Annotated in this window: 24 protein-coding genes; 12 read left to right on the top strand and 12 right to left on the bottom strand. The window is 62.5% G+C overall.

All coding sequences use genetic code 11. From position 1 onward, the window contains the following. Nucleotides 1-24 precede the first annotated feature (24 nt). Nucleotides 25-1,383 (bottom strand): hypothetical protein, encoded by a 1,359-nt coding sequence (locus BMW89_RS32270; protein ID WP_092034208.1) that lies wholly within the window; start codon nucleotides 1,381-1,383, stop codon nucleotides 25-27. A gap of 4 nt (nucleotides 1,384-1,387) precedes the next feature. Beyond that, nucleotides 1,388-2,572, bottom strand: coding sequence for an acyltransferase family protein (locus BMW89_RS32265; protein ID WP_092034204.1), 1,185 nt, complete (start codon nucleotides 2,570-2,572; stop codon nucleotides 1,388-1,390). A 266-nt stretch (nucleotides 2,573-2,838) separates the two neighbouring features. On the opposite strand from BMW89_RS32265, the gene BMW89_RS32260 reads away from it, so the two are divergent. From BMW89_RS32260 to BMW89_RS32235, 6 genes are all read left to right on the top strand, one after another. Further along, entirely contained in the window at nucleotides 2,839-4,218 is a 1,380-nt protein-coding gene (locus BMW89_RS32260) for an O-antigen ligase family protein (RefSeq protein ID WP_092034200.1), read from the top strand. Nucleotides 4,219-4,235: 17 nt separating this feature from the next. Next, on the top strand, nucleotides 4,236-4,889 hold the full coding sequence (locus BMW89_RS32255) for a hypothetical protein (RefSeq protein WP_244547744.1): 654 nt from the start codon (nucleotides 4,236-4,238) through the stop codon (nucleotides 4,887-4,889). A 158-nt stretch (nucleotides 4,890-5,047) separates the two neighbouring features. Next, nucleotides 5,048-5,689, top strand: a complete 642-nt coding sequence (locus BMW89_RS32250) for a transglutaminase-like cysteine peptidase (protein WP_092034194.1) — start codon at nucleotides 5,048-5,050, stop codon at nucleotides 5,687-5,689. A gap of 255 nt (nucleotides 5,690-5,944) precedes the next feature. Then, on the top strand, nucleotides 5,945-6,616 hold the full coding sequence (locus BMW89_RS32245; RefSeq protein ID WP_244547743.1) for a hypothetical protein: 672 nt from the start codon (nucleotides 5,945-5,947) through the stop codon (nucleotides 6,614-6,616). Nucleotides 6,617-6,634: 18 nt separating this feature from the next. Further along, a complete protein-coding gene (locus BMW89_RS32240) occupies nucleotides 6,635-8,845 on the top strand; it encodes a GNVR domain-containing protein (RefSeq protein WP_092034186.1) in 2,211 nt (736 codons plus the stop codon). Continuing rightward, nucleotides 8,829-9,617, top strand: coding sequence for a hypothetical protein (locus tag BMW89_RS32235; RefSeq protein ID WP_092034181.1), 789 nt, complete (start codon nucleotides 8,829-8,831; stop codon nucleotides 9,615-9,617). The genes BMW89_RS32240 and BMW89_RS32235 overlap by 17 nt, the downstream gene beginning before the upstream one ends. Before the next feature lie 81 nt (nucleotides 9,618-9,698). On the opposite strand, the gene BMW89_RS32230 is transcribed toward BMW89_RS32235, so the two are convergent. Then, nucleotides 9,699-11,123, bottom strand: coding sequence for an undecaprenyl-phosphate glucose phosphotransferase (locus tag BMW89_RS32230; RefSeq protein WP_092034177.1), 1,425 nt, complete (start codon nucleotides 11,121-11,123; stop codon nucleotides 9,699-9,701). Between the two features lie 347 nt (nucleotides 11,124-11,470). Between BMW89_RS32230 and BMW89_RS32225 the strand changes: the two genes are divergently transcribed. Further along, nucleotides 11,471-11,749 (top strand): hypothetical protein, encoded by a 279-nt coding sequence (locus BMW89_RS32225; protein WP_244547741.1) that lies wholly within the window; start codon nucleotides 11,471-11,473, stop codon nucleotides 11,747-11,749. Between the two features lie 164 nt (nucleotides 11,750-11,913). Next, entirely contained in the window at nucleotides 11,914-12,648 is a 735-nt protein-coding gene (locus BMW89_RS32220; protein WP_092034267.1) for a metallophosphoesterase family protein, read from the top strand. A 22-nt stretch (nucleotides 12,649-12,670) separates the two neighbouring features. On the opposite strand, the gene BMW89_RS32215 is transcribed toward BMW89_RS32220, so the two are convergent. The 4 genes from BMW89_RS32215 to BMW89_RS38200 form a co-directional block, all read right to left on the bottom strand. Then, a complete protein-coding gene (locus BMW89_RS32215; RefSeq protein ID WP_177196479.1) occupies nucleotides 12,671-13,093 on the bottom strand; it encodes a hypothetical protein in 423 nt (140 codons plus the stop codon). Nucleotides 13,094-13,144: 51 nt separating this feature from the next. Next, a complete protein-coding gene (locus BMW89_RS38210) occupies nucleotides 13,145-13,411 on the bottom strand; it encodes a hypothetical protein (RefSeq protein ID WP_244547740.1) in 267 nt (88 codons plus the stop codon). A gap of 74 nt (nucleotides 13,412-13,485) precedes the next feature. Continuing rightward, nucleotides 13,486-13,656, bottom strand: a complete 171-nt coding sequence (locus BMW89_RS38205; protein ID WP_177196477.1) for a hypothetical protein — start codon at nucleotides 13,654-13,656, stop codon at nucleotides 13,486-13,488. A 146-nt stretch (nucleotides 13,657-13,802) separates the two neighbouring features. Next, nucleotides 13,803-13,958, bottom strand: a complete 156-nt coding sequence (locus BMW89_RS38200; protein ID WP_177196476.1) for a hypothetical protein — start codon at nucleotides 13,956-13,958, stop codon at nucleotides 13,803-13,805. Nucleotides 13,959-14,474: 516 nt separating this feature from the next. Between BMW89_RS38200 and rfbA the strand changes: the two genes are divergently transcribed. From rfbA to BMW89_RS32185, 4 genes are all read left to right on the top strand, one after another. Continuing rightward, complete coding sequence (gene rfbA / locus BMW89_RS32200) at nucleotides 14,475-15,365, top strand: glucose-1-phosphate thymidylyltransferase RfbA (RefSeq protein ID WP_092034167.1); 891 nt, start codon at nucleotides 14,475-14,477, stop codon at nucleotides 15,363-15,365. 12 nt (nucleotides 15,366-15,377) lie between these two features. Beyond that, nucleotides 15,378-16,439: a dTDP-glucose 4,6-dehydratase gene (gene rfbB / locus BMW89_RS32195; RefSeq protein ID WP_092034162.1), complete on the top strand. Its 1,062-nt coding sequence runs from the start codon at nucleotides 15,378-15,380 to the stop codon at nucleotides 16,437-16,439. Between the two features lie 221 nt (nucleotides 16,440-16,660). Next, complete coding sequence (locus BMW89_RS38195; protein WP_177196475.1) at nucleotides 16,661-16,834, top strand: hypothetical protein; 174 nt, start codon at nucleotides 16,661-16,663, stop codon at nucleotides 16,832-16,834. Between the two features lie 725 nt (nucleotides 16,835-17,559). Further along, nucleotides 17,560-17,925: a VanZ family protein gene (locus tag BMW89_RS32185; RefSeq protein ID WP_092034265.1), complete on the top strand. Its 366-nt coding sequence runs from the start codon at nucleotides 17,560-17,562 to the stop codon at nucleotides 17,923-17,925. A 28-nt stretch (nucleotides 17,926-17,953) separates the two neighbouring features. Here BMW89_RS32185 and BMW89_RS38190 read toward each other — a convergent pair whose 3' ends face one another. From BMW89_RS38190 to BMW89_RS32160, 5 genes are all read right to left on the bottom strand, one after another. Beyond that, nucleotides 17,954-18,238 (bottom strand): hypothetical protein, encoded by a 285-nt coding sequence (locus tag BMW89_RS38190; protein WP_177196474.1) that lies wholly within the window; start codon nucleotides 18,236-18,238, stop codon nucleotides 17,954-17,956. Between the two features lie 127 nt (nucleotides 18,239-18,365). Then, nucleotides 18,366-18,812 carry a hypothetical protein gene (locus tag BMW89_RS32175; RefSeq protein WP_092034149.1) on the bottom strand — a complete coding sequence of 149 codons (447 nt, stop codon included), beginning with the start codon at nucleotides 18,810-18,812 and terminating at the stop codon, nucleotides 18,366-18,368. 153 nt (nucleotides 18,813-18,965) lie between these two features. Further along, the gene (locus tag BMW89_RS32170) at nucleotides 18,966-20,693 is read right to left on the bottom strand and encodes a chemotaxis protein (RefSeq protein WP_092034144.1); all 1,728 of its coding nucleotides are present in this window, start codon (nucleotides 20,691-20,693) and stop codon (nucleotides 18,966-18,968) included. Nucleotides 20,694-20,698: 5 nt separating this feature from the next. Further along, nucleotides 20,699-21,790 carry a protein-glutamate methylesterase/protein-glutamine glutaminase gene (locus BMW89_RS32165; protein ID WP_092034140.1) on the bottom strand — a complete coding sequence of 364 codons (1,092 nt, stop codon included), beginning with the start codon at nucleotides 21,788-21,790 and terminating at the stop codon, nucleotides 20,699-20,701. 16 nt (nucleotides 21,791-21,806) lie between these two features. Then, nucleotides 21,807-22,661: a CheR family methyltransferase gene (locus BMW89_RS32160; protein WP_092034135.1), complete on the bottom strand. Its 855-nt coding sequence runs from the start codon at nucleotides 22,659-22,661 to the stop codon at nucleotides 21,807-21,809. Nucleotides 22,662-22,741 lie beyond the last annotated feature (80 nt).

Genomic DNA, 22,741 nt, shown 5'->3' with positions numbered 1-22,741 from the left:
TCATTGCATGCGGCAACATGGCCATCACGCCGGCCGCGAAATCAGATCATCGACGTCAGGCGCGAGCGGCGCCGCATTCGAGGCGATCCTGTCACTCTTACCCTTTTCTCGCGCGAAGACCTCGCTGAACGCCACGCTCAGCATGATCAAGCCACTTGCCGGACCATAGGCCAGAACCGTGATGGTGAAGAGATTCATCGCGATCGCGAAAGAGAGCTTGTAGATATCCCTGGTCCTCGCAACCGCGAGGATGACCAGGATCACGAACACCACGAAGATCGGCCCGAACATCAGATACGTGCCGAGGTAGAAATTATCCACCGGCACGTAGTAGCTGAGCTTGTTCGAGAACAGCAGCTGCGGATAGTTGAAGCATCCGAGGCCGCAGCCGACGAAGAAACCCACCGGCATGAGATCGGCCATATAGACGAACGGCAATTGCCAGCTGTTGTTGACGCGGTCCTGCAGGCTGTACAGGGAGCGCGACACGCCGACGAGCGAGTTGCCGGAGAACAGGGCGATCAGCAGCGCCGGTACGAGGATCGACAGGAACGAAAGCAGCGCCATTCGGCGCAGCATGGGAAATTTCTCGCGCTCGGGCATGAGCCGGACGATGACGAGACAAACGACGTAGATCGCCATCACGCCCAGCGAGGTTTTGCTGGTCGTCAGCTTGATCGCATAGAGACCGATCGGCGCCCAGAACAGGCACCACAGCAGGCTGCGACGCGCGGACGTCACCACGTAGGTGATGAACACGAAGAAGGCCGCCATCGTGCTATCGGCCGCGAAGCCGGCCAGCCGCGCCTCCGACGCCGCCCACCAGAGCCGGCTCGCTTGCCGCGTTCCTCCGAAGGCCTCGTAGGCGAAACCGACCCACGGCAGCTGCATGCGGGAGGACAGGACAATCCCGAAGATCGTGATGTAAAAGAGGGGATGAATCCAGGCCAGCAGTCGCCGGTACTCGCCGAAATTGCGGCCGCAGAAGCAGAACCCCACGAACACCGGCGCGATCATCTTGAACGACGAAATCATGCCGGTGAAGTAGCCGAGGAAGACGTATCCGAGATAGAGCGCAAACCCCATGTAGAGCAGCGTCAGGATGGCAACCAGACTCCTCCCCATCAGGATGTAGCGCTGGATGAACGCGAGGATGCACACCATCGCGAAGATGTCGGGCAGGAACCAGATGGCATCGATCTTGGCGACCGACAGATAATATCGCAATGCGCCGGCGAGCGCGTCGCGATAGAAGTAGAGAAACAGAGCGATCGCCTCGAGATTGAAGGTCGGGCCGCTCGCCTGCATGCCGTCGTCAACGGGCGGTTCCGCAAAGCGGAAGTCCGAGGCGGCGAGCGCTGGGGATGAATAATTGGCGGCCATCAGGTCACTCGGCTGCAGCGAGCGCTTTGGCCGGGCGGGGCCTGAGCAGCCCGAGGAACAGCCGCGAACCCGGCACTTCGATGGTGGCGTAGGTCAGGTTCGAGAGCGCGAGCACGGCGGCGATAAAAACGGCGAGGAGCAGCGACGAAGGCAGGCCAGACATCAGGCCATCCAGCGACTGGAAGCGAGCCAGTCCAACGCCGCGCGCGAAATATTCGAGCAGGACGAGCACCAGTGCATGGACCATGTAGATCGAATAGGACCGCTTCCCGAGCCACACCAGGGGCTTTGCCGTCAGCAGTACGGGCAACGGGCAGTTGGGAAACAGCATCAGCGAGCCGAGCAGGATCGCAAACACCACCGGCGCGACGAAGCTGATGGAAGGCACCCATCCGACCACCGAGACGATCACGATCGCCGTGACCGCCGCACCGATCTGGACGGCCGACTGCAGCAGCGGGCTCGCGCCCGGCCGCACAATTGCCACGGCGCGAACCGTCAGCACGCCCAGAAAGAAGCTGAGGATGCAGCGAACGATGCCGAACTCGTAGTGAAAATCGAGGCTTTCCATGCCGAGCACGAACAGGATGATGCCGAGACTGCCGACGACGAGCAATATCGAGAGGGCGTAGACCATCCGGAGGTTCCTCGCGGCCTGCGCCGCGAGCATGACGGCTGCAAACACGAGGTAGGTGTAGAATTCCGCGCTGATGCTCCAGCTCGGCCCGTTCCAGCTGATATAGCCGATGACGCCGGACGCCTGGAGCAGCAGCAGGTTCACGATGAAGGAGACATAGTTGTTGACCGGCATTTCGGGCGGCACGAAATGCAGGACACCGACCGCCACCAGGCCGAGCTTCATTAGGCGAAACGACAGGAAGGCGAGCAACGTCGCCAAATGAAGTGGATAGATTCGCGCAATGCGCCGCGCGACGAAGTCACGGAAGTCGAACCCGCTGAGTTCCGACTGCATGTAGCTCATCGAAATGACGATACCGCTGAGCACGAAGAACAGATCGACGAAGAGCCACGAATTGTGGAAGAACGCGACGTCGATCCACGCCCTGCTCGGCAGGACCGTCTTGAGTGTCTCCGAGCCGACGAAATGGTGCACGACCACGCACAGGGCCGCGAGACCTCGAACGCTGTCGAGCGGCACGTAGTGCGCTTTTGGTTTATGAACCACCACGGCAGAGCACCTGACAATGAGCTAGAAACGAAATGCTGCGTCGCAGCATAATGCCTTTCTTCGACCTGCGGTTCAACCGTTAACCGTCAAATTGAACCGAGATTTACCGAAATGCTTAGCGCTCATCGTCGCTCGACGTCCGGTGTTGCATCGCGTGGAGGTAAACGCGCCGATCGTGCTGAAATCGTGACCGGACGCGCATTAACTTGATCTCGCGCGAAGTTCTGATAGCTCCATCGTCGCTGAGCTGAACGACAGAGGGGCCTTTGGGCGCGATATCGCGATTTTTCGCCGCAGCCGTGTTCGTGCTGGCGCCACTTCCGCTGGGATCCATCGACCTCGCGTGGATTTGTTTCTGGAATTTTCTGCTCGTTTGCAGCCTGCTCACCGCCGATCTGTCGGCTGTGAGCCGTCGCAACGGCATGTTGCTCATTCCATTGGCAGCGATGATCGCGACCGTCGGCGTCATGGTCGCGTTGCAAATGTGGAGCATCCCTGCTGCGCAATCAGCGACCGTCTGGGAACTGCCGCGGCAACTTTTCGGTCTTGCATTGCCCGACCGCCTCTCCACGACCGCGCGTGGCCCGTGGCTGGCGTTCGGATCGGTTCTGCTGTTGTCGCTCGCCTTCGCACGCGCCGTGATTCTTGCAAGCGACGCGAGCGACGCGCGCTCGCTGCTACGCATACTGGCATGGGCGGGCTGCCTGTACGCACTCTACGGAATCCTGGCGGAGCTGTTCGCGCCCGACATGATTCTGTTCAGGCAGAAGGAAGCTTATCTCGGCTTTGCCACCGGAACGTTCGTTAACCGAAATACGGCGGCGACGTTCTGGGGCACCTGCGCCCTGCTGTTTCTGGTGCCGCTCCTGCGCACCATGCACCGTCAGGACGGCGGCCCGGCGGCGCAACCGGGTTGGCGGGCGCGGCTGGAGCAGATGCTCTCCGCGCCGGTTGCCCTCGGCACAGGCTTCACAATCTGCACCATCGCGCTTGCCATGACCGGATCGCGAGCGGGTCTGCTGCTGTCGGTCGGCACGTTCGTGCTGGCCATCATCCTCTATCTCGTGCCGCTCGAGCTCGGCAGATCACGGAAATGGCTGGTTCTGGGCGGCTCGGCGGCCGCAGGCCTCGTGCTGCTGCAGCTCGTCGGCGGCCTGGTCGCGGGACGCATCGTCGAACACGGGTTGATCGATCCTCAGAGGCTTGCAGCCTACGAGGCCTCATTGGGGATCATCGCCGATCATCAGCTACTCGGTGTCGGGCTGGGCAATTTCGAGGCAGTCTTTCCCGCCGAACGACCCACAGCACTCGGCAGCCTCGGCATCTGGGACCGCGCTCACAGTACGCCGCTTGAAATTGCCGTCGAATTGGGCATTCCCGCCTTCATCGTCATCGCGCTCGCGAGCCTCTGGTATTTTTACCATTTATTTACCGGAAGCTTGCACCGAAAGCGCGACCGCTACATACCCGTGATCGGTGCCAGCGTCGCTGTATTGGGAGTTGCGCATAGCTGCATCGATTTCTCGTTGCAAATACCGGGTTACGGCGTGTTCTTCGCGGCGATCGTCGGGTGCGGCCTCGCGCAATCGCTACCATCACACATGCGAAAAGAACGTGGCAAATCTGTGCAAGTCGAGTTAAGCTAAATTTATTGGAAATGGGCATGGCAATGATTTGGAATTCTGGTACGCGCTTTACCCTGGTCGTCGGAGCGCTGGCGATTTTCGCCGGAATGCCGGCAGCGTTCGGCGCGACGGGCGTCAGCTCGGGCTGCGTTGCCAACACCGGCATCGTTTCGGCAGAGCGCGCCACCGACTTTCTGGCCAATCCGAGCGGCCTGCTCGATCAGTTCAAGGACGGACAGGGCGGTCTCGCCTCGGCTGTCCGTGACCTCCTGACCGCCCGCCCCGAGACCGTCGAGGGCATCGGCTCGTTGGCGAAGGCCAGCAGCACGGATCAAAGCCGCGCCATCGGCGCGGGCCTCGGCACGGCCGCCTCCACCTGTGTCCTGTCGCAGCCTCAGGTTGCCCAGCTGATCCAGGAGGCGGTTCTCAAGACAGAGAATCCCGACCTGATCGCATCGTTCACCAGCATCACCGGCGATATCCCGACGGAAGCGACCAACGGTGCAGATCCGACCGGCGAGACCTCGGCTGGCGGCGGGCCGGGTTCGACCGCGGCGGACGGGCGTGGTGGTGCGGCGAGCTCGACCCAGCCCACGGTCGTGAATCAGAGCGGCCCCGGTGCGGCCTCCCAGCAGACGCTGTTTGCGGCAACAACCACCGCGGTTCTGACCTCCGTAAGCCCGTCGCGCTGACGGCCGGAACCGCTGCATTGGCAGCGCGTTAACCAACCACCCCGGCCGGTCCAGCGACCGGCCGATTTCGTTAAAATTGTAAATTTCCGCGGAACCAAAGCTCAAATCGTTTGTGAGATACCCGTAGCGTCAAAAAGAAAAGACGAGACGGGGATGTCATGAGCTGGATTATCAAATCGCTGGTCGCGATCGGGATCGCGACGACCGGGACCGCCGCAAAGGCCGAGATAGTGAACGACAGTTCGCCCAACCAAGCGAAAAGCGCGTTCATCCGCGAATACGACAATGCGCTGGCGCCGCTGCAATTCGTCAAGTTCTGCATGAACAACGACACCGAATGTGCAGCCGACGCCGCCGACCGGACACTGCCTTCGGGCGACCGGGCAATGAGCATGCTGCGCGAGGTGAACAGCTCGGTCAACGCGTCGATCACGCCGATGCAAAAATCGACCAATCCGATGGTTGCGCGCTGGACGCTTTCGCCCTCTGCCGGCGATTGCAACGACTACGCAGTCACCAAGCGTCATCAATTGATCGAGATGGGTTGGCCCAAGTCGGCGCTGCGCCTTGCAGTCGTCCTGACCAATGGCGGCCAGGGCCATCTCGTGCTGGTCGCTCGTCTTGCAGACGGCGACTTCGTTCTGGACAATCTGTCCGCCTCGGTGCGTCCGTGGAACGCTGCGGAGTACGAGTGGATCTCGATGCAGTCCGGCGGCAACCCGCGCTTCTGGGTCGCGGTCGGCGACCACGGCGAGCGGCTGCGCACCACGCGTCTTGCGGTACTGCGGACCGTCGAATAGATCGCGCGAAGTTTCGCGAGCCCCCCAATCGCAGGTTGCCAAAGGCGCGAGGAGATTCCTCGCGCCTTTGTCTTTGTATGACCCTGCCTAAGAATCGTGCTTAACCTGTGCAGACGTGAGCAATCTTTCGCTGAATCTGCGCCTGATCGCAGCACAAGCGTCGTTCATGTTGAATCAAGGTGCGAAGCCCGACGAGGATGGCAATTTGGTCCGCGCTGGTTTATATTTTGCGCTGCACAAGAATTTGACATAGTTTTGGTTCATCAAAGACCTACGGTCCAAATCGATACGTTCACCTCAATCGATACATTCAATAGTTCGCAACGAGAAATGAGCGCGATGCTCCTCAAACTCGATAACTTGTTGCGTGGTCCGCTTCGGACCTCACGGATCGCCATGGTCGTGGCCGTTGCGCTGTCTGCAACATTTGCAGCGCCGGCGCGGGCTCAATGCGTCGATCGCGCCGAGCGCGCGCCTCCGGGCGCCGTCAGCGCCTTCATCCTGGACCCGTCGGTCATCCTCCGGCTGTCGAAGAATGACAGAGACAAGCTGACGGGCCGGCTGACCGGTTTGCTGGTGACCGATATCGCGGCCCTCGATTCGGTCCGCGACATGTTGCGTGAAGCCAGCCAGGCAGATCGCATCGCGATCGGCGTCGGGCTTCATCGTGCCGAAGGCCGTTGCGTGTCCACCAAGCCCGACGTCGCACGCAGGATCAGCGAGTTCGTCGACAAGCTGCATGACGGCGCCGTGCTCAAGGGATATTACGCGGATCAGGACACCGCGATGGCGCCCGCTCCGGGTATCCCCGCTCCACCTACAGCCAATAACTTGCCGGCAGGTCCGAGCTCGAGCGCCGGCCTGATGACGGGTGAATGGAGGACCGAACTCGCCGATCCGTTCAAACCCGTCCCCCTGCCCGAGTGACAACCTCGAGATTCATAAATGTTTCAGCCACGAGATCAGTTTCCGCAACGTCCGAGATATGCCATCGAAGTCGGCGGCACGACGCTCAGCGCCGAGCGCGCTCTGGACATCGTGCGTCGCCAATGGCCGCTGATCGCCGCCATCCTGGCCGGTACACTCGCACTCGTTCTCGTCTACCTGATCAGCGCAACGCCGATGTACACGGCGAATGCGCGCATCCTGATGGACACACGTCAGACCCAGGTGCTGGACAAGGACAGCGGGACCGCCAACGCGCTGATCGACCCGGGCTTCGTCGACAGTCAGGTCGAGATTCTCCAGTCTGACGACCTGATCCTTTCGATCGTCCGCCGCCTGAAGCTCACCGAAGACGCTGAATTCAACGGCTCCGAGCCCGGATTGCTTCCGCTGGTCGTCGGCAAGGTCATGTCGCTGTTCGGATCTGACGGCCCTCCCAGCAAGGAGCGGGTCGAGCGGGGCGCGGTCGAGCTGCTCCAGAAGAATCTCAAGGTCGAGCGCGTGCTGACGACCTACGTCCTCTCCCTGAACTACCGCTCGATTGATCCGAACAAGGCCGCGAAGATCGCGAACGCAATCGCGGACGCCTACATCGTGGGTGCGCTGGAGGCGAAGTATCAGTCGACCAAGCGCGCCGGCGAGTGGCTCCAGCAGCGCAGCGCCGAGCTGCGCGAGCAGGCCACCGCGAGCGACCGCGCCGTGCAGACCTTCAAGGCGGAGAACAACATCGTCGGCACCAGCCGGGGCCTGATGAGCGAGCAGCAGCTTGCGGACGTCAATTCTCAGCTCATCTCCGCACATGCCGCAACCGCAGAGGCCAAGGCGCGGCTCGACCGGATCGAGGCGCTGCTCGACAAGGACCTGGTCCAGCCCACCGTGACGGATGCCCTCAACAACACCGTGATCACGCGTCTGCGCGCCCAATATCTCGACCTCGCGGCTCAGTACGCCGATTGGTCGAGCCGTTACGGCAAGACCCACCAGGCGGCCATGAACCTCGCTAGCCGCATGGACGAGCTGCGCAAGGCAATCGCCGACGAGGTGCGCCGTATCGCGGATGCGTATCGCAGCGAATACGAGATCGCCAAGAGCCGCGAGACCTCGCTCGAGGAAAATCTCAAAACTCTCGTGTCCCAGGCCGGCAGCACCAGCCAGGCCCAGGTCAAGCTGCGCGATCTCGAGAGCGCGGCGGACACCTATCGCAACCTCTACAACAGCTTCCTCGAGAAGCTTCAGAACGCGACGCAGAACCAGAGCTTCCCGATCAGCGAATCGCGCATGATCAGCACGGCGGTCAAGCCCGACAAGAAGAGCTCGCCCAAGACCCTGCTGGCGCTGATGGGCGGCCTGTTCGGCGGCCTGTGCTTCGGTTTCGGCGCCGCCTTCGCGAGAGAGCTGCTGAGCGACGTGCTGCGCTCGCCGAGCGATGTCGAGGATCAGCTCGGCGTGAAATGCCTGGGCGTGCTTCCCGATATCCGTCCGGCAAGGGCGACGGCGGACAGCCCGGACGTCAACGTTTCCAGCTATGTCGTCGAGCACCCGTTCTCGCGATTTGCCGAAACGCTGCGCAACATCAAGGTCTCGATCGACGTCGCGCGGCTCTCGCGCGAGGTCAAGGTGATCGGCATCCTGTCGTCGCTCCCGAAGGAAGGAAAAACCACGGTCGCGGCCAATTTCGGTCATCTGACCGCATTGACTGGACACCGTACGCTGCTGATCGACGGTGACCTCCACACCCGCTCGCTGACGCGGGCGCTGGCTCCGCATTCCAAGACCGGCCTCGTCGAAGCCCTCAAGGACCCGCGCGCGTTCGGCTACCACATCCAGCGCAGCAAGGAGAGCGGGCTCGACTTCATGCCCTCGGTCGTTGCATCACGCATGGTGAACTCGGCGGACGTGATTGCATCCAAGTCGATGGCCGACCTGCTTGCGGTGGTTCGCGAGGAATATGAATACATCATCATCGATCTGGCGCCGGTGATGCCGGTGTCCGACGCCAAGGCCGTCAGCCACCTCGTCGATGCCATGGTCTACGTCATCGAATGGGGCCGTACGACCCGCAGCGCGCTCCAGGAATCGATGGCGAGTTCCGAAGGCATCCAGAAGAAGCTCCTGGGCGCCGTGCTCAATCGCGCCAATCCGAAGATGCTCAAGCGGATCGAGGCGTACAAGGGCTCGCACTACAACAGCTATTATGTCGAGGGAGCCTAGCGGCGAGCCGCCGGCCCAGCCGGCGGGATCGGCGTTTCGCTGGGTTCTGCGCGGCTCGACCGTCGCTCTCGCCGCGATCACGGTGATCTGGGCCGCATCCGTCGCGCCTGATATCACCGATCCCGCCGTTCCGCAGATTGCCGGCCGCGTCGCACGCGGCGAGCGCTATGATCTCGATCGGCTGAGATCGATCGTGGCAGAGAATTTGCCATCGGCCCGCCGGTTATGCAGCGCCAAGACGCTGCGCGAACTCCTGCTGCTCCAGCTCGCCATCGCCGACGAGTCGACGCGCGCCGGAGACCTCAAGCAGACCGACATCGATGCGGAGGCGGTCGGGTCCACGAGCCGTGCCTTGCTGGCCTGTGCACCGACCGAAGGACTGGGCTGGTTCGGCAGCTACTGGGCCGAGATTCGCCAGGCCGGCTTCGGGCCGCGAACGGCGCAGTTGCTGGACCTGTCCTATCGTTTCGCGCCGCACGAGGCCTGGCTCCAGCTCATCCGCGCGCCGCTGGCGCTCCGCATCTTCAATGCGGCTTCGCCCGAGCTCAGGGATCACGCCGTTCAGGACTTTGCCGACATCTTCCAGGCGCGCCTGTTTCCCAGTGCCGCCTCGCTCTATCAGGCGGCCGCGGCGAGCGCCCGCCCCGCGCTGCTGGACCGGACATGCAACGCCCCGGACATCGACCGGGAATTGCTGATGCATTTCGTGACGGAGAAGGGATTGCCGCTTCGTCACCGCTGCTATCCCTTCGAGGATCGCCCGCACGGCTGAACGAGCTGAAATGAAAAAGCCCGAGCGCCAATTCAGCGACCGGGCTTTTTCGTAGTCGAAGGAGAGCGACAGCGCCGCAGGCTAGTAGGCTTCCTGATGGATCAGCGCCATCGCGGTCTTCAGGATGATCCTGATATCGAGCCAGATGCTCCAGTTGCTGACGTACCAGATGTCGTACTCGACCCGCTTTTCCATCAGATCGATGGTCGGGGTCTCGCCGCGGAAACCGTTCACCTGGGCCCATCCGGTCAGGCCCGGTTTCATGTGATGCCGGTAGACGTAGTTGCTGATGAGCTGATCGTAGTAATTGTCGTGCGCGAGCGCATGTGGGCGGGGCCCGACCAGCGACATCTCGCCGCGCAACACGTTCCAGAGCTGCGGCAGCTCGTCGATGCTGGTCCGCCGCAGCACGCGGCCGACACGGGTGACACGCACGTCGCTCTTGGTTGCCTGCGTGACGACGTGGCCGTTCTCCGCCACCGTCATGGAGCGGAACTTCCAGATCTCGAACTGCTTGCCGTTAAAGCCGCGCCGGAACTGCTTGAAGATCACCTTGCCCCTGGAATCGAGCTTGATCATGATCGCGGCCGTCACCAGCAGCGGCGCCAGCAACAGAAGCGCGAACGAAGCAATGCCGATGTCGAGGCAGCGCTTCTGCGCCTGCTCGAACACGCTGAGCGGCGCGCGCTGGAGCTCGATTGCGACGGTGCCGCTGACGGGCTGGAACGGACGCGAAACCAGATCGGCGATCGGGAAATCAGGCAGAAGGCGAATCGGCTGCGGAACGACGCGCAAATGCTGGCTCAGCTTCTGAAGCAGCGGCATCTCGTCCCAGTCCATGACGAGGAGATATTCTTCCACATCCGCCGTCCGGGCCTGACGAATGATGTCGCGAATCTCGCGATCCCAGCCTGCGCCCTGTTCGGAAGGCTCGAGCACGAAATGCCGCACGACGTTGAAGCCGTGCTTGCGCAGATCCTTGAAGCGGCTCGAGGTGAAATCGAGCGACTTGAGGCTGAGCAGCACGACCTTCCGGTCGACCAGGCGGCCCTTGGCATAGCTCGAGGTCAAGCCCAGGCGCCACAACACCCGCACCCCGCCAAGGGCGATGACGCCGGTCGCGGCGAACAGCAGCGTGGTTCCCCGCGACAGATCCGCGGACGATTTGAGCAGAAACGCCTCGACGGCGAGAATGGTCAGCGCGATCAGCCACACCGCCAGGGTCTTGCGCAGCTGCCACATCGTGTTCAGCAGGCGATGGTGATCGTAGACGCCCTGGAAGTAGGCGATCATCACGAACACCGCGCCGACGACGAGGCCGGCGCCGACCGACGAATCCTGATCGGCCACGAGCACACGATACAGACCGTTCGCCGCGAAATAGCTGAGCAGCACGGCGACGAAGTCGCCGGCGATCAGGGCCACCTGGAGGGGTCTCTGGAGGGCGCCGCGCCGGTTCGATATAACCGAATAATAATTTTCCGAACCGTAAGTTGCTACAGCCATCCGAACCTCGCTGCCTCGTCGCGCATTTCGCAATGAAGAATTGCGAGCAAATCGATCTAAATCTTTAGACGTGCGGGAGAGTATATCTTAACTAAACAAAGCGACATTGCGGCAGTGCAGCGAAAAAATCAAATCGATTTTTATGCAACGCAGTGCCGCAGTGAGTGAATGCTCAAACTACTGTCACACACGTGACAATTAAGCGGGCATCTCGCCGTGTTTCCCGCCAAATCGCGTCATTTTTACACAACATGTCGCGCGCATTTGAACGGCTGTTCAACCATGCCGCTTAAGCCGGTATTAGGTCGCCCCGATTAACACTCGTGACCAATTCGGGGAGTTGTGTCGTGAGTACGGTTGCCGTTTTCAGTCTGCTGATCGGATCGTTGCTGGGAGGCCGATTCCGAATCTTCATCCTGCCGCCCGCCATTGTTCTCGGTGCAGCCGTCCTCGGTGCGGGCTCGGCCTGGCAAGGACATGATTCGGCTCACACCGTTGTTACGATTCTCGTCTTTTCGGTGGTGCTCCAGCTCGGCTATTTCTGCGGCGCGGCTCTGCTTCGCGCACGGGCATCCGCCCATGGCAGCAAGGCCACGCCATCGTTCGACGGCCGCAGCTTCGGCTAGTCGGCCTGGAAGCGCCGGGAATCAGCGGCTCGCGACGCACTCGGTCGGGCGCACAAATCAACCTTTACCGGCGGATGGTAGAGAAAAAGCTATTCGCGGAGCCCTGATTTCGCCGATAGCATATTGACATCCCGGGCGAAGCTCTTTGAAAGAGCATGGACCCCATGCCCACGACCGCGCCCCAAAATTCGCCCCGGCCGAAGCTACCGAACGGCGTGCGCATCTACGCGATCAGCGACATCCACGGCTGCGCGCATCTGCTTGAGCAGATGTTCGCCGTGATCGACGCGGACATGGCGAACAGCCGTCCATATCGCGCGATCGAGGTCTTCCTCGGCGACTACATCGACCGTGGACCGGATTCGCGCCACACGATCGAGCTCCTGATCCAGCGCAGCCGCCGCCGCAACACGGTCTTTCTCAAGGGCAATCACGAGGCTTACTTCACCTCGGTGCTGGACGATCCGTCCCGCGCCACAGAATGGTTTCAGTTCGGCGGGCTCCAGACCTTGATGTCGTACGGTGTGTCGGCCGCGCCCGGCCTCGGCAGGGACGAGCTGTCCGAGCTGGTACGCGAACTCACATCCGCGATGCCGCCGGAACACATCGCGTTCCTGCGCCAGCTGCGGTCGACATTCACGTGCGGCGATTTCTTCTTTGTTCATGCCGGGGTGCGCCCGGGCATTCCGCTCTCCGAACAGCGCGAGTCCGACCTGTTGTGGATCAGGGACGAGTTCCTCCAGAGCAAGCGGCGTTTCGGCAAATATGTCGTGCACGGTCACACGCCGGTAAAACAGGCCGAGCTGCTGGAGAACCGCGCCAACATCGACACGGGCGCCTATGCCACGGGAAACCTGACGCTGCTGTCCATTCAAGGCAACAGCATGCTCGCGATCTAGCGGCCGATGCTCGCGGCGGCTTCTAATTCGTGGAGCTTGCCCGAGACTTGTATTCCGGAAAGCGGCTCAGCATCGCCGCTTTCAGGAACCTGAAATGTGCGATCGAGGCGCCGAGCTCCTTGAGCCGGCGCTGACCATTCAGGATCTCCTTGTCGAACAGATCCTGGTGGTGATTGTCGAGCGCCTCGCGCTCGAGATATTCGTCGTCGCCATTACCGAAGGTCACGGCCGCACGCGCCAACACGTCTTCCACCCGGCGGTTGAGGCCCGACTGTTCCCGCTCCGCCGCGTGAAGGGCGTCCTCGATCGCGATCATGATCGCTTCGACGCGCGTGCGATCAGTCTCGGCGTCGCGCTCGGGCGAGCGCGCGCGGAACGTCTGCTCCCCCCCGAAACGGTCCTTCAGGAAATTATGGGTGCGGGCCCGCAGGAAGAGCTGAAACATGCGTGCATTTTCCGGTTCGAGGCGCCAGACCGGAAAATGGGCCCGGGATGGTTAATAAAGGTTGAATTCGCTTGGCCGTTCGGTCCGGCTTTGCGCCATCCAGGCCTTCCAGGCCCCTTCGTGCTTCTCGTAGAGCTCCAGCCGGCGCCGCTCGCCGGCATCCGGCCGCAAACCGCGACCGTCCGACGCAGCCTGCGCCTCGCCGCTGTCCAGCCGCTCGAACTCGAACGTCTCCTCGGGCGTCAGTCCGATCAGGACCCGCCGGCCTCCCGCATCGACGAAATAACGCCGCGGCGCGGTGCCCGTCGGATCGGTCATGGCGTCTACCCGCGTTCTCGTCATGGTCCCCCCTGCCGCGACACGAGCAGGCGCCGCATTCCGGTTGTAAATCCTCAGAATGCTCGCCGCGCCCTCACCAATGAATTGCTCTGCCGGAACGCGGTGGGACTGTGGAGCCGGCGGAGCGGATCGCGTTCCACGCGTTCGCGATGTTCCCACGCGCGCGTCGCATAGCCCGCACCAAAGCCGGCGAGGATCGAGACCAGGATCGCGACTAGCATCATGCGAAATTCTCTCCGGGCGCGTCTCGTCTTCGTGAAGCGTCAGTCTCATCTTCGAGTTGTGTCGAGATCATGATGAGCGCCGCTGAATTTCTTGTCATGCAAGAGATTTTTTGGGCAGCACGTGCTTGAGAAGTGGCCGGCCGCGCTCAGCCGAAAAACCAGACGAACAATCTCACCAGCAACAGCGTGATGAAATACACCCAGCCCGCCATCGCAATCAGCGCAACGCTGAAAAATGCGCCTTCGAATGCCCGGTCTCTGATCTTCGAGAGGGGAAGTGCCGCTCGCGCTTTCTGAAGCATCTTGATCTTCTTGATTCGCCGATTGTGATTTGTTCGTCGTCGTTCGCGCGAACTTAGCCGAACGAATTCGACGATCTCGTGACGGTTGTCTGAGCGAAAGTGCAATACTGCTCGTCGCGATCGCCGATCCGCATCGCGTTTAAATCTGTTCTCGTTCAAAGCTGTTGTGCGCGACCCTGCCGCGATTCAATTCCAATTGATTCTGCGAATCTGCGGCGCGATCCCGCAACAAATAATTCCTGATCGCGCACAAGTGTGGACGCGGGACGAAGCATTCGGTTTCACGATGCCCCCCGAAGCGACGAGGCGCGGGTCGCGCCTGCTTCGGCAGCTCGGCTCATATCATTGATAAGGGCGAGCGGCCGGCGGGGCCGATCGGCGGCCCAGAACCGGCTTGCACCCGCCGCCCCATCCATTATCAAGTGGAGGTTGCTGACTTGGGCTCGGATTTTTGGCCCTGGATTTGGCCTTGGATTTGAGCTTGGATTTGGGCTTGGATTTGGGCTTCGAGGACATATGAAGGGCATCATCCTGGCAGGGGGAACGGGTTCCCGGCTCTATCCCGTCACCGCCGTGGTGTCGAAGCAGCTTTTGCCTGTCTTCGACAAGCCGATGATCTATTATCCGCTGTCGACCCTGATGTTCGCCGGCATCAGGGATATCCTCATCATCACGACGCCGCAGGACCAGCCGCTGTTTCAGCGGCTGCTCGGCGACGGCTCCGAGATCGGCCTCTCCTTCTCCTATGCCCATCAGGACAGCCCGCGCGGCGTGGCGGACGCCTTCATCGTCGGCCGCGACTTCGTCGGCAAGGATTCCGTCGCCCTGGTGCTGGGCGACAACATCTTCTATGGCAACGGCCTGCCGGAAATACTGAGCCAGGCTGCGGCACGCGGGCACGGAGCCACGATCTTCGGCTATCCCGTCAACACGCCCGAGCAATATGGCGTGATCGAGCTCGACGCCAGCGGACGCGCGCTGTCCATCGAGGAGAAGCCGACGCAGCCGCGCTCCAATATCGCCGTGACCGGGCTCTATTTCTACAACAACGACGTTCTCGACATCGCCGCCGGAATTACCCCCTCCCCGCGCGGCGAGCTCGAGATCACCGACATCAACAGGGTCTATCTCGCGCGCGGAGAGCTGTACGTGCGGCTGATGGGCCGCGGCATGGCCTGGCTCGACACCGGTACGCATTCCTCGCTGGTCGAAGCCAGCCATTTCGTCCAGATCCTGGAGCAGCGACAGGGGCTGCGCATCGCCTGTCCCGAGGAGATTGCGCTGCGGCAGGGTTACATCTCCCTTGAAGCCTTCGAGAAGCTGGCGCAAAAGAACGCCAGGAGCAGCTACGGCCAATATCTGCTGTCGGTCTACCGCTCGTTCGGGCGCGAGGCGGGCGGCGCCTGAAGCAGAGACCGAATGCGCTTTGACGGCATCACCATCTTCGTGACGGGCGGTGCGGGCTTCATCGGCTCGGCCGTGATCCGCCATCTGCTGACAGATACCGGCGCGCGCGTCGTCAACATCGACAAGCTGACCTACGCGGCCAATCTCGATTCGCTGCCGGGAGCCTCCGATCATCCGCGCTATGTCTTCGCGCAGCAATGCATCGGCGAGAGCGCCGGCTTGCGGGCGCTGTTCGAGACCTATCGGCCGGACGCGGTGATGAACCTCGCCGCGGAGAGCCACGTCGATCGTTCGATCGATGGCCCGGCGGAGTTCATCCAGACCAATGTGGTGGGCACGTTCACCCTGCTCCAGGAAGCGCTGCGCCATTGGCGGGGACTGACGCCTGCGAGCCGCGCGCGCTTTCGTTTTCTTCATGTCTCGACCGACGAGGTGTTCGGATCGCTCGGCACCAGTGGCCAGTTCAGCGAAGACACCGCCTACGCGCCGAACTCGCCCTATTCGGCGAGCAAGGCATCGTCCGATCATCTCGTCCGCGCCTGGCGGGAGACCTACGGGCTTCCCACCATGGTGACGAACTGCTCGAACAATTACGGCCCCTATCATTTTCCCGAGAAGCTGATCCCGCACATGATCATTCGCGGATTGGCCAATGAACCGCTGCCTGTCTATGGCGACGGCGGCAACGTCCGCGACTGGCTCTATGTCGCCGATCACGCGGAGGCGCTGACGCAGATCGTCGAGCACGGCAGGGTCGGCGAGACCTACAACATCGGCGCGCGCTGCGAACGGACCAACATCGACGTGGTGGAGCGCATCTGCGATCTGCTCGATGAGATCTCGCCCGGCACCGCGAGGCGCCGCGGCCTGATCAGCTTCGTGACCGACCGGCCCGGCCATGATCTCCGCTACGCCATGGATCCCGGCAAGATCGAGCGCGAGCTCGGCTGGCGCCCGCGCGAGGATTTCGAGAGCGGGCTGATCAAGACCGTCCGCTGGTTCTGCGACAACCGGACATGGTGGCAGAGCATCCTCGATCGCGGTTACCAGCGCGCGCGGATCGGCCTCGGTTGACGAAAACCCCGTGGTACTACGGAGCGATAGACGCCAATTTCATCCCGGTAAGGTTGAGCAGTTAGCTTAACCAGCGTTGTTTGTTGCGAACTCACACCGATCGCATATCCATCATCACACCGGGCTCCCCCAAGCCCGGCCCCACCCAAGCGAAGCCGTCGAGCGAACATGGGTCCGCTTGGCGGCTTTGTCGTTGTGTCGATGAGAGGATGATTTCGGTTATGGCGCGCAGGCCCTGGTCGTTCAAGGAAGATCGCCGGTTGATGGAGCTGGCCAAGTCTTCGACTTCGCTGGAAGAGGCGGCGAAACTTCTCGGGCGCTCGCCCGATGCGATCAAGCGCATGGCCTTGCGTCTCGGCCTGGCGCTGAAAACCAAGGGCTCGAAGAAGAGCTAGCCCCGGCCGCGCCCGACACTTCATGGACGGGCGCGCCTGCCTCATCGATCGATGAATGGCGGCCCCCAATCGACGCAGCCCTCGGTGCCCTCAGCACTCTCGATCTCTCCGCGCCCTGATGTTAAGCTATTGGACGATGAAGATTGAACATCGTCCCTTTCCGGTGGAGAACGGTCTCTGGACCGGCTTCGGTCTCCGCTCGATCGTTTGTTGGAGGAATGCACCATGTTGTCCCGCGCACTCGCCGTAGCTTTGCTCCTGGCTCTGCCGTCCCTGGCTCTGCCGTCAGTGGCGTCGGCGCAAGTCCCCGTGCGGTTCGGATTTCCGAACGGCGCACCATGGTGTGCCTTCGGTTTCGACTGCCGATTCCTGAATTACCAGGAATGCGCCGACTGGATCTTTGATCCCGCGCGAAACTGCCTCAAGAATCCGTATTTCGCGGCCCATTACCCGACCAATGTTGACAAGGGCTGGTCCTACAATCGGCGCTGAACGCCGATCGCTGCGAACCACTTCGTCAGGCGCGGGGCTACGTGCCTGACGTGGTGGGCCTGGTTCGTCCATGACGAGCATTTGGGCAAGAACGAATGGACACGGAACCGGCTGTCGTAACGACTCTGCCGCTGATCCGTGAACCTCGGTTCATCCCGCAGAAACTTTATGAAGCTTAACGATATTCTTGGCTTTTGAAAGCGGTCGGCCGACCAACCGGTTATGTTGGCGCGATGCGCCGCAACCCTCTCATAGCAGCCGCCGTTATCTGTCTCGCGCTCATCACCTATGCCACGCTGGCCAAGCTCGCGGGCAGACCGGCGCTGATCGGCCACGCGGAAGCTTACTGGGTCGTCGTCATCGAGCGCTTCAGCGCCTACGGCCTGTTGGGATTCCTGCTGTCATTCCTGCTGCCGGGACGCGTCAAGCTGGCTTGCGCCTTCGTGGTGGCCGTCGCAGTCGGGCTCGAGGTCCTGCAGGCGGTGACACCGGATCGTGACCCAGGATTCATCGATGTGCTGCAAAAGGCCGCCGGCGGCACCGTCGGCGTCCTTCTTGCCCAAACCATCCTGACTTTTCTGCCGAGGCCGCCCTCGTAAGGGAAGCGCCTCGGCCGACGCTGCGGACTTACGCCACGCCGCGCCGGAGCCCCTCCTGCCCGGTCACGAGAGCTCCCGACATCTGCCGGTGGGTCTCGCGCAACGCCGTGATCGCGTCGTTGGGGTCGAATTCGGCTTCGCGGATGGTCTCGAAGAACCGGGCCATCAAGGCGAGGTTCAGCTTGACGCGGGTGTTCCCGTCGCGACTCTTGCGGCGATCGAGCGACAGATGCATCACCTGCATCCTGGCCTCGGCAGCACTACAGCCGCTGAGTGCCGCGAGTTCGTCATATGTCATCCAGATCTGAGGCATGTCCCTGTCCGCCTTTTGTTATGGGCCACAACCTAGATTTCACTTCTAAAGGCAGGGTTGCCGCAGTGCAGTCGCGCCATGTTTTCGCGACGACAGCGTCAATGCAAACCTAAGACACGGTCGCCTTCTAAGATGCGGGAGCTTTGGGCGGCGTGAACGGATGACGTGGCCGGGAACGGCTGTCGAGGCCCTTGGGCAGCTTGTCGGCATTGAGCCTCACGATCGCGCATTTGGCGTCGGCAGCCGGCGCATCGTCCTGGCTGTAAATCAGCGTCGCCTCGAACTTCACATCCGGCGCTTCCCTGGCCGTCCCTGAGCAGGTTGCCACTGCGCCGCCGCAGTCGCCCGAAAGAGTGACCTCGACCTCGTCAGGACCGAACACGCTCTGATTGCCTTCGGCATGCCGTTTCACGGTCAGTATGGCCGTGAAACGCTGCTGATCGACCTGATACGAGCCGCCGTAAGTGAAGAAACTGTCGCGGCCCGCGATGCGCCCCGCGATCAGATCCACGACGCCGGTGCCCTGACCACGGGGAGTCCTGAACCAGGCAGCGTATTTGCCGTCTCTCAACATGGGAAATTTCCCGAGGTGAAAATTGAACTGTATTTGCAACCAACTCTGGGGCGCGACAATGACCGAACGGCCAGCGCTTTCGGCAAGGTTAACGTTCTAAAAACCCAATCCGTCGAATTGCCGCCGATGCGCGAGGCGAGCCGGCGGCGAACGTCAAAACAATTCTATGCCGTCATCCGCGGCCTCGACCGCCTCGACGCGCCGCGTGGTCGCGATCGACGCCAGCCCGAGCGCTTGCAAAAATTCGCGGTGGACGTCCCGCTCGCGCTCCATCGTGTAGCGCGCGAAGAGACCGTCGAGCATGGCCTGATCCTGCACCGCCGGCTGCGGCCGCTGCGCGCCGGCGCTCGCAGTCTCGAGCCGTGCGGCAACCGCAGGCAATGTCGCGGAGCTTTCGCCGAGCGTGGTCATCAGGCCTTGGGCCGAATTCATCAGACCTTCGAATTCCGCGCCTTCGTTGACCAGCCGGCTCATCAGCTTGCCGAGCCGTTCGTTGCCGGCCTCGACCTCGCGCAACGCCTGGAGGATCTGCGGCTCGAGCTTGGCAAGCTGCGTGGGGTCGCCCTGCACGCGGAGTTCTTTCAGCTCTCTTGCCGAGCGCTCGATGCCGTCGAGCACGGGCCGCAAGCGCCCTGCGCCCGCCGAGACCTGGTCGGCGGTCGCCTTGAGCTCGTTGGCGATCACGACGAAGGCGCTGCCGCGGCTGCCGAGATGGCTCGCCTTGAGGCCGGCATTCATGCCGATCAGCGTGATGTCGACGGTCGCCTCGGCGAGCCCGGCAATCGCATGGCGAAATTTCGCCAGCGTGTCCTCGACGATGGCGAGCGCCTCGTCGACCGCGCGGCCGGCGCCTTCGCAGGTGGCGATCAAGGTCGAAGCATGTGCCAGCGTCTGCTTGATGCGCGTCAGGAACGACGACGAGCCGCCATCGGCGCCACCAAACAGCGTGCGACCATGGCCAACGACACTGCCCGCGTCGTGCAGGATGGCGGTCAGCGCACGAACAATCTGGCCGATGTCGCCGCCGAACTCGCGCTGGGCATCCCTGAGCAGGGCCGCCTGCAGCTGGCAGATCGCGCGCGCGCCGTCGTCGCTCGCAACCGCATCAGGGACGAGGCCCGGGCTGGGTCCTGACGCAAAGCCGAGGCCATGACCGACATGCTCGAGGCGCTGGCGCGTGCTGTCGCCGGCCTGCAAGGAAATGATGGCGCCGCCGACCGCCTCAGCGATCTTTTTGGTGCTGGTGCTGGCAAGAACGGCGAGCTGGCTGCTGTTGCGGCGCTGGTCGCGCAACCCGGAATAGGCCGCGCCGAGCTCGGCGCTTTCCGACACCAACTGCTTGCCGTAGCGGCTCTCGAATTCCTTCTGCCGGCCGGATGCGGTGGCGACGGCTTCCGACAAACGCTGCTGGTCTTTTGCGCAGCCCTCGATCGAGCCCTGCACGGCCTTGCCGAGATCGTAGGCCTCCCGCGTGAAGGCGAGAAAGCCCTCGCGATCGCCGTCGAGCGAGGCCGCCTCGATCCGGGCGCTCCGCGCGATGATCGTGATCATCCCGATGTGCTTGAACAGCGGTTTGAGCAGCGAAGACGCTTCCGCCGTGCTGGTGCCGATCGTTGCCAGCAGCGCGCTCTCGGCCGGCAGCGCCTCTGCCAGCTCGCTGAGCCGCGCGGAAATCTCCTGCAAGGCGGTGGCAGCCCCCTCGATCTCGGCTCCGGAGAGCTCCTCCGAGAGCGTCGCGAGGCCCTGGTTCAACTCCCCAAAGATGAGGTGGCCACGGCCGAGCTCCTGCCCGACCCGCGCGAAGACGTCCTCGATCCGCGACGAGACATCCTCGATCGCGGCGGTCGCCTCAGTGAGCGTGTGAGTCGGAATGGCGGACATTGCGATCAACCTGTCAGCGCCGGATGCCCGGCCTGGTACCAGAGCATGATCTCGCGCGGGATATGATGCAGCGAGACCACCTTCTCGACGCCGCCATGGGCGATGGCTTCCTTGGGCATGCCGAACACCACGCAGCTCTCTTCGTCCTGCGCGCGGGTCGAGGCGCCGAGCTTGCGCATCTCCAGCATGCCGCGCGCGCCGTCGTCACCCATGCCGGTCATGATCACGCCGAGCGCGTTGGCGCCTGCATGCTGGGCTGCCGAGCGGAACAGCACGTCGACGGAAGGGCGATGCCGCGACACCGGCGGCCCGTCCTTGATCGCGATCTGGTAGCGCAGGCCAATACGCTGGAGCAGCATGTGACGGGCGCCCGGCGCGATATAGGCGCTGCCCGGCAGCACCGGCTCGCCGTCCTCGGCTTCCTTGACCCGGATCTGGCAGACGCTGTCGAGACGCCTCGCAAACGCCGCGGTGAAGCCGGCCGGCATGTGCTGGACGATGACGATCGGAGGACAATGCGGCGGCAGCATCTCGAGGACGTCGTTGAGCGCTTCGGTGCCGCCCGTCGATGCACCGATGCAGACGATGCGTTCCGTCGTCGGCCGCACCTTGCCCTGCACCGGCGGCGGGATGATCGCATCGGCGGTCAGCTTCTTCTCGATCATGCGGCGTTCTGCCCGCGGGCGCACCCGTGCGCGCGCCGCCGACTTCACGGCTTCGCGCAGCCGCGCGGAGCATTCGAACAGTGCCTGCCGCGTGTCGATCTTCGGCTTCGGCACGATATCCACCGCGCCCGCTTCGAACGCCTCGAACATCACATTCGAGCCTTCTTCGGTGAGCGAGGAGCAGATGATCACCGGGATCGGACGCTGCGCCATGATCTTGCGCAGGAACGTCATGCCGTCCATGCGCGGCATTTCCAGATCCAGGATCATGACATCGGGGATTTCGTTCTGGAGACGGCGCGCCGCCGCGAACGGATCGGACGCGGTACCCATCACCTCGATATCAGGGTCTTCGCTGAGGATGGTTTGCAGGATTTGGCGCACCGACGCCGAATCGTCCACGATCAGCACGCGAACTTTCTCCTTCGGCATTTTGGTTGCGCTCCGGCTAGACCTGGAAAATGGTTGGCTGAACTTGCTTCAAACCCGGCACTGCACTGTGAATCATCGATTCCGAATGTCCGACCAGTAAATAGCCGCCGGGCCGCAGATGATTGCAGAGTTGCTCGACAACCTTGCGCTGGGTCGGCTTGTCAAAATAGATCAGGACGTTGCGGCAGAAGATGATGTCGACATCCCGATCCACCGGATAGGACCCGTCCATGAGGTTCATCCGCATGAAATGCGTCATGCGCCTGAGCTCCGGCGCCACGCGGACGTCGCTACGGGAGCGATCCCGCGACGACAGGAAATATCGCTTCACGAAGGGCTCCGGCACCGGCGCGAGCACATCGCGGGTGTAGATCGCCGTCTTGGCGAGGCGGAGCACAGCGGTCGAAATGTCGGTGCCAAGGATGCGGTACTCAAACCGGGAGCCGCTCCGCGTCATGTCGTCGAGCACCATGGCGGTCGTGTAGGCCTCCATGCCGGTCGAACTCGCGGAGCTCCAGATCTTCAGGTTCGCGTTCCTGCGCCCGTGCGACTTGAGCAGCGCGGGGATCGCAACGTCACGCATGAAGGTGAAGTGCTGCGGCTCGCGGAAGAAGTCGGTCTTGTTGGTCGTCACCACATCGATGAGATGGGTGAGCTCGGTGTCGAAATGCTGGGCTTCGAACAGGTTATCGACATATTCGTTGAGGTCGGAGAAGTTCAGCGCGCGCACGCGCTTGTGCAGCCGGCCCTCCAGCATCAGCCGCTTGCCCTGCGGCAGCTTGATACCGACCTGGCCTTCGATCAGTTCGGCGATGGTCCGGAAGTGGCGGTCCGACAGATGGACGGCCGTATCCTGCACGGCAGGCATCATCGCTGCGTGCCCCCGTTCGGGATGGCCGCCGCCTGCACTGAATGTCGGGCCGAACGGGCCATCTTGAATCCTACGCGTTT

Origin of the sequence: Bradyrhizobium sp. OK095 (assembly GCF_900109945.1) — a bacterium.
Lineage (GTDB): Bacteria > Pseudomonadota > Alphaproteobacteria > Rhizobiales > Xanthobacteraceae > Bradyrhizobium.
The sequence above is the reverse complement of the archived record's forward strand: the minus strand, read 5'-3'. Positions and strand labels throughout refer to the sequence as shown.

Coding starts and splice junctions, on each gene's coding strand:
- BMW89_RS32185 (WP_092034265.1), top strand. CDS start 17,560: ATGCGCCGCAACCCTCTCATAGCAGCCGCCGTTATCTGTCTCGCGCTC.
- rfbA (WP_092034167.1), top strand. CDS start 14,475: ATGAAGGGCATCATCCTGGCAGGGGGAACGGGTTCCCGGCTCTATCCC.
- BMW89_RS32165 (WP_092034140.1), bottom strand. CDS start 21,790: ATGCCGAAGGAGAAAGTTCGCGTGCTGATCGTGGACGATTCGGCGTCG.
- BMW89_RS32175 (WP_092034149.1), bottom strand. CDS start 18,812: ATGTTGAGAGACGGCAAATACGCTGCCTGGTTCAGGACTCCCCGTGGT.
- BMW89_RS32240 (WP_092034186.1), top strand. CDS start 6,635: ATGTTTCAGCCACGAGATCAGTTTCCGCAACGTCCGAGATATGCCATC.
- BMW89_RS32235 (WP_092034181.1), top strand. CDS start 8,829: ATGTCGAGGGAGCCTAGCGGCGAGCCGCCGGCCCAGCCGGCGGGATCG.
- BMW89_RS38205 (WP_177196477.1), bottom strand. CDS start 13,656: ATGATGCTAGTCGCGATCCTGGTCTCGATCCTCGCCGGCTTTGGTGCG.
- BMW89_RS38210 (WP_244547740.1), bottom strand. CDS start 13,411: ATGACCGATCCGACGGGCACCGCGCCGCGGCGTTATTTCGTCGATGCG.
- BMW89_RS38190 (WP_177196474.1), bottom strand. CDS start 18,238: ATGCCTCAGATCTGGATGACATATGACGAACTCGCGGCACTCAGCGGC.
- BMW89_RS38195 (WP_177196475.1), top strand. CDS start 16,661: ATGGCGCGCAGGCCCTGGTCGTTCAAGGAAGATCGCCGGTTGATGGAG.
- BMW89_RS32230 (WP_092034177.1), bottom strand. CDS start 11,123: ATGGCTGTAGCAACTTACGGTTCGGAAAATTATTATTCGGTTATATCG.
- BMW89_RS32160 (WP_092034135.1), bottom strand. CDS start 22,661: ATGATGCCTGCCGTGCAGGATACGGCCGTCCATCTGTCGGACCGCCAC.
- BMW89_RS32215 (WP_177196479.1), bottom strand. CDS start 13,093: ATGTTTCAGCTCTTCCTGCGGGCCCGCACCCATAATTTCCTGAAGGAC.
- rfbB (WP_092034162.1), top strand. CDS start 15,378: ATGCGCTTTGACGGCATCACCATCTTCGTGACGGGCGGTGCGGGCTTC.
- BMW89_RS32220 (WP_092034267.1), top strand. CDS start 11,914: ATGCCCACGACCGCGCCCCAAAATTCGCCCCGGCCGAAGCTACCGAAC.
- BMW89_RS32270 (WP_092034208.1), bottom strand. CDS start 1,383: ATGGCCGCCAATTATTCATCCCCAGCGCTCGCCGCCTCGGACTTCCGC.
- BMW89_RS38200 (WP_177196476.1), bottom strand. CDS start 13,958: ATGCTTCAGAAAGCGCGAGCGGCACTTCCCCTCTCGAAGATCAGAGAC.
- BMW89_RS32255 (WP_244547744.1), top strand. CDS start 4,236: ATGGCAATGATTTGGAATTCTGGTACGCGCTTTACCCTGGTCGTCGGA.
- BMW89_RS32250 (WP_092034194.1), top strand. CDS start 5,048: ATGAGCTGGATTATCAAATCGCTGGTCGCGATCGGGATCGCGACGACC.
- BMW89_RS32170 (WP_092034144.1), bottom strand. CDS start 20,693: ATGTCCGCCATTCCGACTCACACGCTCACTGAGGCGACCGCCGCGATC.